Genomic DNA, 16,222 nt, shown 5'->3' on the forward strand with positions numbered 1-16,222 from the left:
AGAAGAGGGGCGGCGTAAAGTTACCGATTGCCCGCTGCCGGCAGCGGCCAGGCACAAAACGGGCGGGTAGCTGCCCGTTGAGAACGCTTCACGGCCGCTTGGGAAAGGGGAATGGTTACTGATGGTGGAGACGGCAGCGCAAGCGGACATGACCAGACATCGACCGCGGACAAGCCGAGGGCCTGGCCTGCGGTCGATTTTCATTTTTATCGTGGTCGCGCTTGCCTTGCTCATGTCGAGTATCGATTCAACGATTGTGGCGGTTGGCTTGCCAGCCATGGTCGAGGGGCTGAAGACGAACCTTGTCTGGCTTGGCTGGGTATTGACCGCGTACCAGCTTTCGCAGACTGTCGTGATGCCGATGGCCGGCAAGCTTAGTGACGAGCTTGGCCGTAAATGGCTCTTTCTGGGCTGCGTCTTTCTCTTCACGCTGAGCTCGTTGCTCTGTGCTCTTGCCCCCAATGTCTACTTACTGATTCTCTTCCGTGTGTTTCAGGCGATGGGCGGCGGCGCGTTTTTGCCTTCAGCGTCAGGCATTGTGAGCGATGTTTTCGATGACCGCTGGCGCCCAACGGCAATTGGCCTCTTCACGAGTGTCTTCCCCTTGGGAGGCATCATCGGGCCAAACGTCGGTGGCTGGATGATCGATCACTTTGGCTGGCGTTCGATCTTCTTCGTCAACGTGCCGATCGGGGTGGTTTTGCTCCTGGCTGGCTTGGTCTTGATTCCGCGCGGCGTGCGTGCCCCGGGGCAGCACCGCATTGACTTTCTGGGGGCGGGCCTGTTTGCGCTTGGAATTGTGGGGATCATGTATGGCATGACCGTCTGGGGGAACCAGGTCGTCTTTAGCTGGCAGGTTGCCCTCTGGATTGCTCTTGGGATTCTCGCCCTCGTTGCCTTTGTCTATCAAGAGAGCCGAGCACCCGACCCGATGGTCGAGTTGCGGCTGCTGCGCGAGCGTGCCTTCGCTGCGGTCAACATCTATAATTTCCTCTACGGTGCCCTCGTCTTTGGCTTTTTTAGCTTTATCCCGCTCTATGCGATCGATGTCTATCACATGTCTGAGACGACTGCTGGGTTTATCCTCACACCCCGTGCCATCATTATGGTGCTGTGCTCGACGATAAGCTCGTTCGTTTTGATCCGTACTGGCTATCGGGTGCCAATGATCGCTGGGATTCTCTTCGTCAGTCTCGGCCTGTTCTTGACCTCGCAAGGCTGGCAACATGTGACGCTCTTCGGCCACCCAGTCAGCGACGTCGTCCTGCTTTCAGCGCTTGTTGGGATCACCGGCATTGGCGTGGGGATCAGCGGGCCGGCATCGAATAATGCGGCGGTCGAGCTGATGCCTGAGGCCGTGGCCCGCATTATTGGACTCCGGGGCATGTTTCGCTCGACAGGAGGTGTGCTGGGTACGGCGACCATCGTGCTGCTACTGGCGCACTTCCAGAATCAGGGACACGGGCTTGAAGTCATTCTCCGTGGTCTTTCTGCCCTGATTCTGCTCGTGATTCCCATTATTTTCCTGATTCCGGATACGGCTCGGGCCCGCTGGCTGAAGCGGCAACAACAGCTGGCTCGGGTGCGGGGAGCGGGTGACTAAGCTCGTTACTGGCCGCGGAAGGCTGGTGCTCGCTTCTCGATGAACGCTTGCACGCCTTCGTGATAGTCTGCACTGCCGTACGTCTCAACCAGTAGTGCCCAGTACGCAGGGTCTTCGGTGGATGCACCGTTGGCAACCAGCCGTAGCAGCCGTTTGAGTCCCGCGATGACGTGTGGAGCCTGGGCGAGAAGACGCTGTACGTACATCCGGACAGTGCTCTCCAACTCGGCTGGTGGCACAACATGGGTGACAAGCCCAAGGCGGCGCGCTTCTTCGGCCGTGATGAGTTCGCCTCGGTAGACGAGGTCTTTCAACGCTGCCGGCCCGATCAACTCGAGGAGCAGCCGTGCCTCTTCAAGTCCAAGCATCACTCCAAGCCGCCCAATCGGTAGTCCAAAGGCTGCCTGTTGGCTCGCAATTCGGACGTCGCAGGCGGCTGCGAGTTCGAGCCCACCACCGACGGCTAACCCATGGATGACGGCGATGACCGGTTGCGGTAGAGCCTGTATCCCACAGAGAGCGCGCCGAATCAGGTCGTCATACCGAGCTGCTTGCTCGGGGGTATTGCGCTGCGTTGGAAACTCGTGAATATCTGCGCCCGCACTGAAGGCTCGATCGCCCGCCCCGCGGACAAGGACGACGCGCACTGTTGGATCAGTTGCAAGCTGGGCCGTAATCTCGGCCAATGCCGTCCACATCGCCACCGTGATAGCATTCAATGCCTCTGGCCGGTTGAGCGTGAGGGTGGCAACTGGTCCATCTTGCGTAAGCAGCAGATGTTGGCTCATGATGTGACCGCCGTTTCTTTGGTAATCGGCCCAAGGCGTACTGCCCCTTGTTCGGCGAGCGTTGCGATCTCCTCTGCCGTGTAGCCAAGCTCCTCAAGTACTTCACGCGTATGCTGGGCAAGGAGCGGCGGTGGGCGACGAATACTTGGGGGTGTGGCTGAAAGCTCGACAGCGGGGCCAATGAGTGGGATATCGCCGGCAAGGTCGTGCTGGACGCGTCGAACAATCCCAAGGTGCTGCACGACTTCACTTTCGAGCGCCTGCCCAATTGTCCAGATCGGCCCACAGGCAACACCGGCCGCGCTGAGGCGCTCAAACCAGTGCTCGACGGTGTCATGCGCGAGTGCGGCTTCGAGCAGCGCGTTGAGTTCAGTCCGGTTGGCGACTCGGTCGGCGTTGGTGGCAAAGCGCGGGTCATCAAGCCATTCTGGATGGCCGACGGTTTCAGCGAGCCGACGCCACATCTGCTCATTCGCAATGGCGATGTTCAGCATCCCATCCTTGGCACGGAATGCTCCGTAGGGCGCCGCAACATGGTGCTCGTTTCCGGCTGGCTCGGGGTCGCCACCGCCTGCTAGGTAGCGGCCGGTTTGGTACGTTAGGATGCCGATAATTGCACCGAGCAACGACGTGTCGACGCGCTGCCCTCTGCCTGTCCGCTGCCGGGCAACAATTGCGCCGAGGATACCGTAGGTAGCGAAGAGCGCGGCAAGAATGTCGCCAATCGCGACCCCGACGCGCAAGGGGCCGCTTTCCTTCGTCCCTGTGACGCTCATGAGTCCCGACATGCCTTGGGCAACCTGGTCAAAGGCTGGCAAGTGTGCATACGGCCCGCGTGGACCATATCCACTCACTTGACAGAAGATTAACGTTGGATTGACCTCACGCAAGGTTGTTTCACCGAGGCCGAGCCGGTCCATTACCCCCGGACGGAAGTTGGTGATGATCACTGTGGCCTGCTCGGCGAGCTGGCGGGCGATGTGCCGACCTGCCTCGGTCTTGAGGTCGAGGACGATGCTGCGCTTATTACGGTTAACCGAGAGGAAGTAGGGGCTCTCGCCGGCAACAAACGGTGGACCGTAGCCGCGTGCTGGGTCGCCTTCAGGCGGCTCAACTTTGATCACATCGGCGCCGAGGTCACCGAGAAGCATTCCGCACATCGGGCTCGAGACTGCCTGGCCAAACTCAAGGACCCGCTCACCTTCCAGCGGGAGAGGATCATTTGGGGACGCGAATGGTGACGAAATAGCCATGTGCACGTTCTTCTCCATCCCGCGCTGACAGTGCACCACTGTTTCCCTCTTCATCTTAATCGGGGAGTCGCGCCATGTCACGACTCGGTTTGTCCGTGGCCTTGCAGTGTGAGTGCAAGCCGGTACAGCCGGTTGCGCGGTAGGCCCGTTTCGGTGGCGATCAGTCTTGCGGCCGTACTTGGCGGATGCCCAGCTGCTAGGGCTGCGCGCAGGCGGGAGATAAGCTCGTCGTCGCTTGGCTCCGGCGTGCTATTGGCGAGCCCGATAACGAGCACGAATTCGCCCTTGACCGGGGTGGCAAGGTGCATTGTGGCGTGCTGGAGCGTTGTCCGCGTAATCTCCTCGTGCACCTTGGTCAGTTCACGACAAATGACCACGGGGCGGTCGCCGAGTTCGTTGGCGAGGTCAGCGAGTGTCGCTGCCAGCCGATGTGGCGCCTCGTAGAGCACGAGTGGATAGGGTAGCGCGGCAAGCTGGCGCAAGCGTGCGCGCCGGGCCTGGGCGGTGCGAGGCAGGAAGCCAAGGAACACGAAGCCGTCAGAGACGAGACCCGAGACAGAGACCGCGGCTGTCAGTGCTGATGGCCCAGGAATGGGGACGACCGGAAACCCTCTCTCCGCTGCGGCATTGACCAGTTCCTGCCCTGGATCAGCAATGCCGGGCATTCCCGCGTCGGTCACAAGGGCGACGTCGTGGTGGGTCAGTGCGTCGAGAATTTCGGCAAGCCGAGAGGGTGGGCTGTGCTCGTGGTAGCTCACCAGCCGCGTGTTGATGCCATAGTGCTGGAGCAGGATACGCGTGCGCCGCGTGTCTTCGGCAGCGATTAATGGCACGCTACGCAGAACATCGAGCGCCCGCATCGTGATGTCGGCGAGGTTTCCGATGGGTGTCCCGACCACATACAGCGTTGCCACCGTGGCGCACCTCCAGCGGTTATACTTCCTCATCAGCGAGTGTACCCGCCATCCGGCGGACGATCGTGAGATGAGCATGGCCGAAGATCGACACGTTCTGCAGCAGCCGGCGGCGCAATCCAACACCCTGTATCGAAAGTATCGCCCGCAATCGTTTGCACCTGGAGAGCTCGTTGGCCAAGAGGCGATTGCTCAGACGCTGCGCAACGCCATCGCCCATGGCCGGGTAGCGCATGCCTATCTCTTCTGTGGTCCCCGCGGCACCGGCAAGACAAGCACAGCGCGCTTGTTGGCCAAAGCGGTCAATTGCCTCCACCCCGACCCATGGCAGCGGCCATGCAACACGTGCGAAGCTTGCCAGTTGATCAATACTAGTGCGACTGTCGACCTCATCGAGATTGACGCCGCTTCAAACCGTGGTGTCGATGATATTCGCGACTTACGCGAGAAAGTGAAGTATGCACCAGCTCAGCTCCGCGTCAAGTTCTACATTATCGACGAAGCCCACCAGTTGACGCGTGATGCGTGCAACGCCTTCCTGAAGACGCTCGAAGAGCCTCCGCCGCATGTTGTTTTCGTTCTCGCGACAACTGAGCCTGACAAACTGCTTGATACTGTCGCGTCGCGTTGCCAGCGGTTTGACTTCCGGCGTATCCCGCTCGAGGCGATGTGCGCCCGCTTGCGTACTGTTTGTGAACGGGAGGGCATCGTCGCCGATGAGCAGGCGCTTGAGCTGATCGCTCGGCACGCAAGCGGTAGTTTGCGTGATGCCTTGGTGCTACTGGAGCGTGTTCGGCTCTTTGCTGACACGCCGGATGGCCCAGCGACGTTGACAGCCGAACACGTGCGTGCCGCGCTTGGCCTGAGCCGAGACGAGCGGCTTGCTGCCCTCGTTGATGCTCTGATCGCTCGGGACGCTGGAGCAGCTTTGCGACTCATCAACGCTGTTGCTGAAGATGGCAGCGACATACAACAGTTCACTCGGCAGTTGCTGGATTACTTGCGTCTTCTCCTCCATACTCGTGCCGGCGGTGTTGAACTCTTCGCTGACGAGCGAGCACGAAACCAGGCTGCACAACTTGATCTTGCTGGTTGGACGACCCTGCTCCGTGTTTTCAGCGGGCTAGACCTGAGTTTCCCCCGTAGTGGGATCGAGCCGCTCATTGTCCTTGAACTTGCTGCGGTTGAGGCGACACTGCGCCTCGATGGTGTGACAGCCATGCCTGGCGTGCCTGCACCGTCGGCTGCTCGTCGTAGCAGTTTGCCACACGAGGAGGTGCCTCCAGCCCCGAGTCGCCCGGCCGCGGCAGTGCCGAGCGTACGCTCGGACCGTCAGCCTGTCCCGTCGGCGCGTCCTAGCTCGCCGCCTGCCCGCCCAGCGACGGCTTCGCCAACGGTGTCGTCATCTTCCTCAGAGCAGCATTTTGATGAGGAAGAACTCATCGAGCGCCTGGTCAATAACTGGCAGCGCATTCGGCGAGAAGTGCGGGCATTGAGCAGTAAAGCTGCGGCCAGTCTCGGCGACATCGAACCGGCACGCCTGCTTGGTGACGAACTCATCCTCGTCTCTCCCCACGAATTTCATCGCAATATGGTCAATCGCGATGCGAAAGTGCGTGAAGCGATTGTCCGAGTGCTTGAGCGTTACATCGGCCGTCGGGTGCAGATTCGCTGCCTTTCCCCCGAGGAAAACCGTGCGCTCGGTCACGCGACTCCGTCCGGCGCTTCTAATGTTGAGCCTGAGCCGCCAGCTACCGCGACGCCCGCGGCGGATCTGGGTGACGACGACCTTGAGCGACTGCGGGCAGCTCGCAGCATCTTTAATGCTCGTGATCTTCCCTCATAACTGAGAAAACGCAGTATCATCAGGCTGTACGCCACCAGGCGCGGCGAACGCGCAGAAGAGAACAAGGACGGAGGGCGGATCGTGGCAGGGCGACAATTCCCCGAAGGCTTTCGGTGGGGAACAGCGACAGCATCATATCAGATCGAAGGGGCGGTCAACGAAGATGGCCGCGGCCCATCAATCTGGGATACGTTTAGCCATACGCCAGGCAAAACGCTGAACGGTGATACTGGCGATATTGCTGATGATCATTATCACCGCTGGCCCGAAGACGTCTGGTTGATGCGTGAGCTTGGCCTCAACGCCTATCGCTTTTCAATTGCCTGGCCGCGCGTCCTGCCCTACGGTACTGGGGAGATCAATCAGAAGGGACTTGATTTTTACGACCGCCTCGTCGATGGATTGCTCGCCAACGGCATTACGCCGTTTGTCACCCTCTATCATTGGGATCTTCCGCAGGCACTCCAAGACCGCGGTGGCTGGACTGTCCGCGAGACGACCGAGGCCTACGCCAACTATGTCGACGTTGTCGTCCAACGCCTCGGCGACCGTGTTCAGTACTGGATTACCCATAATGAGCCCTGGGTTGTTGCGTATATTGGTCATTTCACTGGTCAACATGCGCCGGGTATCCGCGACATTGCGACGGCACTCCAAGTTGCGCACCACTTGTTGCTTTCTCACGGGCTTGCCGTTCAGGTGATCCGTGCGCGCCAGAGCAACGCCCAGGTGGGAATCACGCTGAATCTTTCGCCTGTGCATCCAGCCTCACCGTCTGAGGAAGATGTACGCGCAGCTCAGCTCGCTGACATGGGACTGAACCGATTCTTCCTCGATGCGGTCTTTGGGAAGGGCTATCCGGCAGAACTTGTCGCTGCGTATGGGCCGTTTGCTCCGCGGGTTGAAGCCGATGATCTGCGCATCATCGCTGTGCCGATCGATTTCCTTGGCGTCAATTACTATGCCCCGCAGTTCGTTCGGGCCGTCTCGTATGATCGCCATCCTCTGGGGATCGAAACGCTTGGACCTGAGGAACTCGCGCGGCGAAACTATCAGCTAACGGAGATGGGTTGGCCCGTTGTCCCCGATGGCCTCTACGAGTTACTCACGCGGATTCATCGCGACTACGCGCCACGTGCGATCTACATCACCGAAAACGGCGCGGCGTTGCCTGACCGCCTTGAGCGTGCTCGCGTCGATGATCCCCAGCGCATCGCATACTTGCATCAGCACCTTGTTGCGGCCCACCGGGCGATTGAGGAGGGGGTGCCGCTTCGGGGGTATTTCGTGTGGTCGTTGCTTGATAACTTCGAGTGGGCGTTCGGTTACAGCAAGCGCTTTGGACTGATCTATGTTGATTACGACACGCTGATTCGGGTTCCCAAGGCGAGCTATAGCTGGTACCAACGCGTCACGCAAACGAACACGTTGCCAGACGACGCAGAGGTTCCAGGAAACGCGTGATTGGCGCTTATTGAGGGAGTGCATTATGGTCGAGACCTCGCCAGCAGCCCCTCCCGTACAACCAGCGGAAGAGGCGACTGCTCGACGACCGGTTATTGAAACGTTCGGCTTACGCAAGGAGTATGGCGAGCGCGTCGCCGTCGCCGACCTCACGTTACGCGTTGAAGAAGGCGAAGTATTTGGCTTCCTGGGCCCGAATGGCGCTGGCAAGACCACCTCTGTCAAAATGCTCATGGGGCTGATCCATCCCACGGGTGGCACGGCGCGAATCCTGGGGAAACCACTTGGCGATTTGGAGGCTCGTAAGCAGCTTGGCTTCCTGCCAGAACTGTTCCGCTTTCATGACTGGCTGCGAGGCGAGGAGTTGCTCGATTTTCATGGTCGTCTCTACGGCATGAGCCGTGCGGAGCGTCGGCGGCGCATCCCGGAAGTGCTCAAGCTTGTCGGCCTTGCCGATGTCGGGCATCTGCGCGTGCGCACGTACTCCAAGGGCATGCAGCAGCGCATTGGAATCGCTCAAGCCTTGCTGAACAATCCTCGCGTCGTTTTTCTTGACGAGCCGACATCGGCGCTTGACCCACTTGGGCGGCGTGATGTCCGTGAGCTGATCTTGCGGCTGAAACACGAAGGGGTTACGGTTTTCCTTAACTCGCATTTGCTCAGCGAGGTCGAGAGTGTCTGTGACCGCGTCGCGATCGTCAATCACGGGCGTGTTGTCGCCATGGGGCCAATGGATGCACTCCTCAATCAAGAACTGACGGTAGAGTTTCGGTTGGGCGCGTTGCCTGATGCTGTGCTTGCGCGCTTGCGCCAACTACTCCAGGTTGAGGCGGTGCATGCTGGGCCGCCAGCGATGGTCGTGGCGCGTGCGCCCGATGAAGCGACGATCGCTCGCGCTGTTGATCTGCTAGTCCATGCTGGCGTGCCGGTCTATGGCGTCATGCCTGAACGGCGATCCCTTGAAGATGTCTTTGTTGCTATCGTCGCCCGCGAGGGGGGCGAACCGCAATGAAAGCTCTGGTCATCGCGCAGTTGACATTTCGCGAAGGGTTGCGCAAGAAGCTCGTCCTTGGAGTCCTCTTGATCAGCGTCATCTTTGTGGTGCTTTATGCCTGGGGCTTCCACCTTTTCGTCCTTGACTGGCAGGAACGCGTCGCGCGCCGCGCAGCACGAGGTATGCCGACAATTGGAACGTACGAGATCTTCGCCAGTGCGATGGTGCTCCTTGGTCTCTGGACGGTCAACTTCCTCTCTGGGGTGATGACCATCTTCGCGGCTGTCGGCACCGTTTCCAGCGAAATCGATGCAGGGACGTTGCAAGCTATTGTTCCGAAGCCGATTCGACGCTGGGAGATTGTGTTTGGCAAATTCCTTGGCTTTGCCGGCATGCTTGGCGTTTACATCATCGCCATGGTGACGGCTGTTATCCTGACAGCCCGCTGGATTGGTCATTACACGCCGCCCAACGTCATCCAGGCCACGCTCCTGATTCTGCTGGTCATGGTCATTCTGCTCAGCTTGACGCTTCTGGGCAGTACCCTTCTCAGTACCGTTACGAATGGCGTCGTTGTCTTCATGCTGTATGGCCTTGCTATCACTGGTGGTCTCGTTGAGCAGATCGGCACGGCACTTGACAACGATGTCTTACGGCGTATTGGCATCATCAGCTCGCTTGTGATCCCGAGTGACAGTATGTGGCGCTTGGCCAGCTACCTTGTTCAACCGCGGATTGCGGTCAATTTCCTTGGCCCGAATCCATTTGGCACGACTACACCACCGAGTGCCCTTGCTGTCGAGTACAGCGTGGCGTACGCCGTGATCATGTTGCTGCTGGGGATGCTTGCCTTTCGGTATCGTGATTTATAAGGCGGTTGAGCAGAAAGGGAGACGGATGACGCTCACGGTTGCGGTGGTTCCAAGCGGACCTTTGGAAACGAATAGCTATGTGATCGTAGATCTTGACCAACATCTTGCCTTCGTCATCGATGCGCCACCAGGTTCTGCTGACATGCTCGTCGAGACAGTACAACAGCATCAGGCCCGCGCGATCGCTCTTGTGATCACGCATACCCATTGGGACCACATCGGCGATGCTGCTGTGTTGCGGCGACGCCTTGGTGCGCCAATCCTCGCCCACCGTCTTGCTGTACCAGGGCTTGAACAGCCGCGAGCGTTGATTGGTGAGTTGCCGTTTACGATCGAGCCGGCTCCTCCTGACCGCACGCTCAGTGATGGTGAAACGCTTACGCTCGGCACGTGGACGTTCCAGGTCATCCATACGCCTGGCCATGCACCTGAGCAACTCTCGCTCTATCAGCCTGATCACGGCTGGCTCTTCTGTGGCGACACGCTGTTCCAGAATGGCTACGGACGGGTTGACTTGCCTGGCTCGAGTGTCGAGCAGACGATTGCTACACTTCGCCGCTTGCTCACCTTACCAGCCGAAACGGTCGTCTACCCCGGCCACGGCGGCACGACAACAATTGGCCGTGAAAGCGGCTGGATTCGCCAACTTGTCGAAAGCACGTCCGCGCGCTAATGGGCGAGCAATGCCTGGAATGGTGCTGGATCGTCATATGGGCCAATGATGGCAAGTGCCGTGTGTTCAGGCTGGAAGAGCGTTGCTGCTAACGCTTGAATCGCTTCGCTCGTGACAGCTTCAATACGAGCGATCACTTCATCAGGCGTGAGAATCTCGCCGTAGACGAGCTCCTGCCCGCCAATCCAGCTGGCGACCGCTCGGCTGTCTTCGAGCCCCATAACGATGCGGCCGCGCCGCAACGCCTTGGCCCGTTCAAGCTCATCTTCTGGCACAGGTTCAACCTGTAGCTTTGTCAACTCTCGCTGAATGGCTTCGATTGCTCGTGGTGCTTGGGCAACGTCTGTACCAGCATAGACAACTGACTGTCCGGCATCGGCATAGGAACGGAAATAGCCATAGACCTCGTAGGCTAAGCCCAGCCGCTCGCGAATTTCTTTGAAGAGCCGCGAACTCATACCAGAGCTGAGAATGGTATCGAGCATGTCCTGCACAAAACGCCGTTCATCACGGTAGGAGAGCGCGGGCAATCCCAAGCACAGGTGTGCCTGCTCGGTTGGCCGAGAGAGCAGCAACGCTTGTGGTAAATCAGGCCGCGGGCTGGCTGGTGTAAGCTCTGGTTCCGGCCCTGTTGGCAGATTGCCAAAGTACTTGGCTGCAAGCTCAACGACCTGGTCGTGCCAGATATCTCCTGCGGCAGCAATGACCAGCCGATTCGCGCGGTATTGTGCCGTCAAGTACTGTTGGAGATCATCCCGACTAATGCCCTGTACCGTCTCGATTGAGCCGATGATCGGCCGTCCGAGGGGATGGCCATCCCAGAGTGCTGTGTCGATCAGATCATGGATATAGTCATCTGGCGTATCGTAGATCCCGCGAATTTCTTCGATAATAACCCGCCGCTCTTTCTCTAGCTCAAGTGGATCGAACCGGGAATTGGTGATCATATCGGCCAGGACGTCGAAGGCTTGGGGCAAGGCGTCGCTCGGTACCTTGGCCCAGTAGTTGGTGCTCTCCCGGTCGGTTGCTGCATTGAGCATGCCACCCACGCCTTCGATTGCGGCTGTGATTTCAACGGGATCCGGTCGGCGCTCCGTGCCCTTGAAGAGCATGTGCTCGAGGAAATGCGAAATGCCAGCCTGCTGATCGGTCTCATGCCGTGCACCAACACCGAAGTAGAGTATTAACGTCGCTGAGCGCACGTGACTCATGCGACTTGTCACAACACGTACGCCGTTTGGCAATATCGTCTTCTGATATTCCATGGGGAACAGCACCCTTTCTTCCTCAATCGTTGCTGGAAGATGTATCATGGATAAGTTCCTGCGCGCAGCGAAGGGCAAGTGCCAGGGCGGCGCTTGCAGCCTGAACAATCACCGCCAGTCGGTCGCCCGAAAACAGTTGCTGCTCGACAACCACTGCCTGTGGTGTCGCACAGGCGATGTAGACCAGGCCGACTGGCTTTGTCGGCGTTGCACCGCCCGGGCCGGCAATACCAGTTGTGGCGAGCCCGAGCGTCGCTCCGGTTCGAGCCTGAATCCCTTTAGCCATTGCTTCAGCACATGGTGCGCTGACCGCCCCGAAACGCTCGAGAATCTCTGCCGGGACATCAAGCAACTGCTGCTTGAGCGCGTTGCTGTAGGACACAACGCCGCCAAGGAAGTATGCCGAACTGCCTGGAATCGTCGTAATGCGGTGCGCGAGATAGCCGCCGGTACACGATTCAGCTGTCGCGAGGGTTATACCAGCGGCGATACAGGTCGTTGCAAGCGTCTCTTCTGGGAGTGGAATGGTCATCGCACTCAGCTCAGCCTCCACCGACTACGCTGACAAATCAGTATAGCGTACGTGTTACCATGCACGGCGCTGCGGTGCACGGTGTTACTGCATGGGGAAGTGTTAGGAGCGAGGTCGGCCCCCCGCTGCGCTGTTGGTGGACAACGCTCGGCCGGTGCAGTATACCGGATGTGTCGGTTAGCAACAGGTTACTTCTGTGGAAAGGGACGGGTGATGCGCTGGACACGGCGGGATGTGTTGTGGCGGGGGCTCATGGCATTGTTAGGGAGCTGGCTCGTTACAGCCCCATTTGATGCTTGTCGGAAAGCTGGCAAGGCGAGCGACTTTGTGACCATACGTGCTACGGAGTATGCCTTCACCCCAGCGTCACTCTCGGCGCACGTTGGGCAGACCGTGCGGATTCGCTTCGAAAATCATGGCTCCTTACAGCACAATTTCGTCATTGACAATGTTATTTGGAGCGCGATGGTCGATCCAGGAAAGACGGTTGAGCTGGAGTTCACGGCTCCCAATCAGCCTGGTAACTATCCCTATTACTGTGCTGTCCCAGGTCATCGTGAACTCGGCATGCAAGGCATGCTTCACGTCACGCCGTCATAACGCCTAGGCTGAATCTGCCGGGGCGAACACTTCCTGCGGTGTTGTCATCAGTTGATCAGCTGCGCGGCTTGCGGGCACGACCCCCGCAAGAAGCGCGCTCACGAGCAACGTAATTCCAGTTGCCGCCAGTATCAGGCGTGCGCCGAGTGCGTCGCCAACCCAGCCTCCGATACCGTTGGCGATCAACGTTACTGCGAAGATCAGCGCAGAACGCAGGGTGAAGATTCTGCCGAGCATCTGGCCAGGGACGCAGCGGTGGACGATCGTTACGCTCGGGATGAGAACTAGCATATTGCCGATCCCGCTCACGGCCATCATCGCGATAGCCGTCCAAAGGGTATGTGTCCACGCAAGGCCGATGAATGCTCCACCCATTAGCAGTAAGCCGAGGATTACCAGTGAGCCGAGCCGACGCAGTTCACGCAGGCTGAGTACCATGGCACCGAGCACGCAGCCCACGCCAATGCCAAAGTTCAGCAGTGCATACGCACGGGTACCATCGCTAAAGACTGTCCAGGCATAGCCGATCAACAGCGGGGTCGCAATACCTGCGCTTAGCGGTCCAAGCAGCATGATGATCGTGTTCGTTCGTACAACGGCGTGCTGACGTAGAAAGTACAGACCATCGCGGAGTTCCTGCCAGCCCGAGTAGATGAGGGCGCCCACAGTACGCTGTTCGATGTTGTGCTGTGCTATTGCTGGTAGGCGCAAGTGGCTGAGGAGCATGGCCGAGAGCCCATAGACAAAGGCGGTCGTGCCAAATGCGATGAGGAGGCCGGTATTGGCGTCAGTCAGTTTCGTGAGCAAGCCAATACCGAAGCCGGCAACGGGATAGCCAAGCAGATCACCAACACTTTCGATCATCGACGAGAACGAGTTTGCTTGGTTTAACGATTCGGGCGGAACCACTGAGGGGATAGCCGCCAGCTTGGCCGGCCGGTAGAACACCGCGAGGGCGTTGATCACGAACAGCAAGAGATAGACGGCCCAAAACGCTCGTGGTGCGACGATCGGCAAGAGTAAGACTGGGATGACCCGGGCGATGTCTGAGAAGACCATCAGCCGCCGCCGGTCGAACCGGTCAATCAGAACCCCACCGGCTGGGCCAAGAACAAGGTCGGGCAATCCAGCAGCGATGAAGGCAATGCCAGCGTCAAGCAATGAACCAGTAAGAGTGTAGATGAGGTTTGCCAGAGCGACGCGATGAATGCGATCACCGAACGTCATCAACAAATCGGAGACCCACAGGATCGTGAAATCGCGGTTGCGCAGCAGTGAACTCACTGCAGCTATCCGCTCACGCATCTCCCCCGCTCCACCTTCCCGTGCAGCGTAACCAGATAATGAGGTGCCAAGAGCGAGTATAGCCAATACGTCTCGTCTACAACGAGGGGTAGGTAGTACGAATGTCACTGGATGACTTACCGGAGAGCGGATTAGCTTATTATGCCTGTTTGGTGATAGATCTGCTCGATTGACACTCGGATGGAGAGAACAGTACACTTCCCGTGCCGTGGCGGCAAGGATGCCGCGCGGGCATTTTTTTGCAAGGTAACGGAAGGTGGGCACAATGCCAAAGCGGACGTACCAGCCCAAACGGCTCCCCCGCAAGCGGAAGCATGGCTTCCGGGCACGTATGCGTACCCGTGGCGGGCGACTCGTCCTCAAGCGGCGGCGGCTGAAGGGGCGGTGGAAGCTGACCGTTTCTGACGAGAAGAAGCCGACGATTCGTTAATCAACCCGGCGAATGATTGCGCGAGCACTGCGACTGCGTCGTTCGGCTGACTTCGCTGCAGTGCGCCGGCAGGGGCGTACGGTGAGCGGGCAGCTCGTTGTGCTCGCGTATCGGCCGAACGGCCTGGAGCACAACCGCTATGGCGTGGCGGTCGGGCGTCGCATCGGCAAAGCCGTTCGCCGTAACCGCATCAAGCGCTGGCTTCGCGAGAGTGTGCGTCGGCTTCATCCCCAGCTGCGTCAAGGATATGACCTGGTCTTTATTGCGCGCGGCTCGCTGGCTGACCCGGCGGTGACGTATCATGATGTTGCTCGCTGCATGGAGGGGCTTGTCCAGCGAGTCGGTCTGCTGATTGAGTCGAACGAGGCCTCAACCAATGCTGCATCGTCGCCGACCGAAGTGATAACAGCCTGAGGGCCGTTTCGATGCTTACGCGTCTTGTGCTCGTACTTATCCGATTCTATCAGCGGTGGATCTCCCCGGGCTTACCAGCGGCCTGTCGCTATACACCAACGTGCTCGGAATACAGCTATCAGGCGATTGCCAAGTACGGTATCATCAAAGGCGGTATGCTGGCGGTCTGGCGCATTATCCGCTGCAACCCGTTTACCCGTGGTGGATATGATCCAGTGCCCTAGCGATATGCTGGGATAAAACGCGGCAAAGCATCACAAAGCAGGAGGCACACGGTTGTTCATCTGGGATGCGTTTGTTCACCTTATCGAGCTTGCGCTTGATCGCACCGCTATTCTCGTCGGCAGTGGGGGGCTGGCGATTATCCTGTTAACGATCTTGTTACGCACCCTCATGTTGCCCTTCACCATCCGGGCAGTCCGCTCGCAGGCTGCGCTTGCCGAAATGCAGCCCAAGCTGCGCGAATTGCAGAAGAAATATGGTCATGACCGGCAGCGGTATTCGGCTGAAGTGATGAAGCTCTATCAAGAGCACAATGTCAGCCCAACTGCCGGCTGTCTACCGATGCTTCTTCAAATTCCTATCTTCTTTGCGCTCTACTTTGCGATCCGCAATCTGTCAACGAGTGGGTCCGGGGTGTGGAGTCACGGGTTTCTGTGGCTGCCGAATTTGGCGAGCCCTGACCCGCTGAAGATCCTGCCGATTCTGGCTGGTGTGTTTCAGTTCATCCAAGCCCGCATGTCGCGCCCGGCCGGCCAGGGCAAGGTGCAGGACCCCCAACAGCAGATGATGTACACGATGATGTTGTTCATGCCGCTCATGGTTGTCGCCTTTGGCTGGAACTTTGCCTCAGGGCCGGTGATCTACTGGGTGGTGTCAGCCATCTACGCCGTCGTTCAACAGTGGCTTATTACTGGCTGGGGTGGCATGCTCGATTGGTTCCCGTTCTTGCCCGATTTGCCTGAGCACCGGCGGCTTGGCTACGTCGATCCGGCGAAGCGAAACCAGCAGCAAGCGCGGCAGGGTTCCGGCGGGCTCATGGGCTTGATCAATAAGCAAGTTGAGAAGCAAATCCGGCGCGTTGAAGAGCAGCGTGGGGTGGCACCATCGACAAACCAGCAGGGTCAGGCGTCTGCGGCTACCACTGCGCGCGGGGAGGCTGAGCGGAGCGAGCCGGCACCATCTACTCCCCTTGACCCAGCCGCTCTTGTGCCGCGGCGGAGCCGTCCCGTGAAGCAGAAGCCGTCGTCGACACCGAGCAAGCAATAA

17 protein-coding genes are annotated in these 16,222 nt (G+C 59.0%); 11 read left to right on the top strand and 6 right to left on the bottom strand.

The features are described from left to right. Window positions 1–121: 121 nt before the first annotated feature. Window positions 122–1,603 (top strand): DHA2 family efflux MFS transporter permease subunit, encoded by a 1,482-nt coding sequence (locus N675_RS05585; protein ID WP_051914250.1) that lies wholly within the window; start codon window positions 122–124, stop codon window positions 1,601–1,603. Between the two features lie 5 nt (window positions 1,604–1,608). Here the strand turns inward: N675_RS05585 and N675_RS05590 are convergent, their stop codons facing one another. The 3 genes from N675_RS05590 to rsmI all read right to left on the bottom strand — a co-directional run bounded on the left by N675_RS05590 (window position 1,609) and on the right by rsmI (window position 4,558). Continuing rightward, window positions 1,609–2,391 carry an enoyl-CoA hydratase/isomerase family protein gene (locus N675_RS05590; protein WP_038038452.1) on the bottom strand — a complete coding sequence of 261 codons (783 nt, stop codon included), beginning with the start codon at window positions 2,389–2,391 and terminating at the stop codon, window positions 1,609–1,611. Next, window positions 2,388–3,644 carry a CaiB/BaiF CoA transferase family protein gene (locus tag N675_RS05595; RefSeq protein WP_051914252.1) on the bottom strand — a complete coding sequence of 419 codons (1,257 nt, stop codon included), beginning with the start codon at window positions 3,642–3,644 and terminating at the stop codon, window positions 2,388–2,390. The genes N675_RS05590 and N675_RS05595 overlap by 4 nt, the downstream gene beginning before the upstream one ends. A gap of 77 nt (window positions 3,645–3,721) precedes the next feature. Further along, complete coding sequence (gene rsmI, locus N675_RS05600; protein ID WP_038038453.1) at window positions 3,722–4,558, bottom strand: 16S rRNA (cytidine(1402)-2'-O)-methyltransferase; 837 nt, start codon at window positions 4,556–4,558, stop codon at window positions 3,722–3,724. A 76-nt stretch (window positions 4,559–4,634) separates the two neighbouring features. Here rsmI and dnaX point away from each other — a divergent pair, with 76 nt between their 5' ends. The 5 genes from dnaX to N675_RS05625 all read left to right on the top strand — a co-directional run bounded on the left by dnaX (window position 4,635) and on the right by N675_RS05625 (window position 10,407). Continuing rightward, window positions 4,635–6,404 carry a DNA polymerase III subunit gamma/tau gene (dnaX, locus tag N675_RS05605; RefSeq protein ID WP_051914256.1) on the top strand — a complete coding sequence of 590 codons (1,770 nt, stop codon included), beginning with the start codon at window positions 4,635–4,637 and terminating at the stop codon, window positions 6,402–6,404. Window positions 6,405–6,485: 81 nt separating this feature from the next. Then, entirely contained in the window at window positions 6,486–7,868 is a 1,383-nt protein-coding gene (locus N675_RS05610; RefSeq protein WP_038038455.1) for a GH1 family beta-glucosidase, read from the top strand. Window positions 7,869–7,893: 25 nt separating this feature from the next. After that, window positions 7,894–8,880, top strand: coding sequence for an ABC transporter ATP-binding protein (locus N675_RS05615; protein WP_081886892.1), 987 nt, complete (start codon window positions 7,894–7,896; stop codon window positions 8,878–8,880). Next, window positions 8,877–9,734: an ABC transporter permease gene (locus tag N675_RS05620; RefSeq protein WP_038038456.1), complete on the top strand. Its 858-nt coding sequence runs from the start codon at window positions 8,877–8,879 to the stop codon at window positions 9,732–9,734. The genes N675_RS05615 and N675_RS05620 overlap by 4 nt, the downstream gene beginning before the upstream one ends. A gap of 25 nt (window positions 9,735–9,759) precedes the next feature. After that, window positions 9,760–10,407 carry an MBL fold metallo-hydrolase gene (locus N675_RS05625; protein ID WP_038038458.1) on the top strand — a complete coding sequence of 216 codons (648 nt, stop codon included), beginning with the start codon at window positions 9,760–9,762 and terminating at the stop codon, window positions 10,405–10,407. Here N675_RS05625 and N675_RS05630 read toward each other — a convergent pair. Both N675_RS05630 and N675_RS05635 read right to left on the bottom strand, forming a co-directional pair. Continuing rightward, the gene (locus N675_RS05630) at window positions 10,404–11,720 is read right to left on the bottom strand and encodes a M16 family metallopeptidase (protein ID WP_231577947.1); all 1,317 of its coding nucleotides are present in this window, start codon (window positions 11,718–11,720) and stop codon (window positions 10,404–10,406) included. The genes N675_RS05625 and N675_RS05630 overlap by 4 nt on opposite strands. Then, complete coding sequence (locus N675_RS05635) at window positions 11,695–12,204, bottom strand: CinA family protein (protein WP_038038460.1); 510 nt, start codon at window positions 12,202–12,204, stop codon at window positions 11,695–11,697. Before N675_RS05635 ends, N675_RS05630 begins: the two co-directional genes overlap by 26 nt. Before the next feature lie 213 nt (window positions 12,205–12,417). Here N675_RS05635 and N675_RS05640 point away from each other — a divergent pair, with 213 nt between their 5' ends. After that, on the top strand, window positions 12,418–12,804 hold the full coding sequence (locus N675_RS05640; RefSeq protein WP_051914257.1) for a cupredoxin domain-containing protein: 387 nt from the start codon (window positions 12,418–12,420) through the stop codon (window positions 12,802–12,804). Window positions 12,805–12,807: 3 nt separating this feature from the next. On the opposite strand, the gene N675_RS05645 is transcribed toward N675_RS05640, so the two are convergent. Next, window positions 12,808–14,109, bottom strand: coding sequence for an MFS transporter (locus N675_RS05645; RefSeq protein ID WP_038038462.1), 1,302 nt, complete (start codon window positions 14,107–14,109; stop codon window positions 12,808–12,810). A 265-nt stretch (window positions 14,110–14,374) separates the two neighbouring features. On the opposite strand from N675_RS05645, the gene rpmH reads away from it, so the two are divergent. Genes rpmH through N675_RS05665 form a run of 4 tightly spaced genes read left to right on the top strand, consistent with a single transcriptional unit; the run spans window position 14,375 to window position 16,222 of the window. Next, the gene (gene rpmH, locus N675_RS05650) at window positions 14,375–14,539 is read left to right on the top strand and encodes a 50S ribosomal protein L34 (RefSeq protein ID WP_038038463.1); all 165 of its coding nucleotides are present in this window, start codon (window positions 14,375–14,377) and stop codon (window positions 14,537–14,539) included. Window positions 14,540–14,551: 12 nt separating this feature from the next. Continuing rightward, window positions 14,552–14,953, top strand: coding sequence for a ribonuclease P protein component (rnpA, locus tag N675_RS05655; protein ID WP_051914259.1), 402 nt, complete (start codon window positions 14,552–14,554; stop codon window positions 14,951–14,953). An 11-nt stretch (window positions 14,954–14,964) separates the two neighbouring features. Then, a complete protein-coding gene (gene yidD, locus N675_RS05660) occupies window positions 14,965–15,177 on the top strand; it encodes a membrane protein insertion efficiency factor YidD (RefSeq protein WP_038038466.1) in 213 nt (70 codons plus the stop codon). 52 nt (window positions 15,178–15,229) lie between these two features. Further along, a complete protein-coding gene (locus N675_RS05665) occupies window positions 15,230–16,222 on the top strand; it encodes a YidC/Oxa1 family membrane protein insertase (protein WP_038038467.1) in 993 nt (330 codons plus the stop codon).

The sequence above is a fragment of the Thermorudis peleae genome (genome assembly GCF_000744775.1).
In the GTDB taxonomy this organism is placed as follows: domain Bacteria; phylum Chloroflexota; class Chloroflexia; order Thermomicrobiales; family Thermomicrobiaceae; genus Thermorudis; species Thermorudis peleae.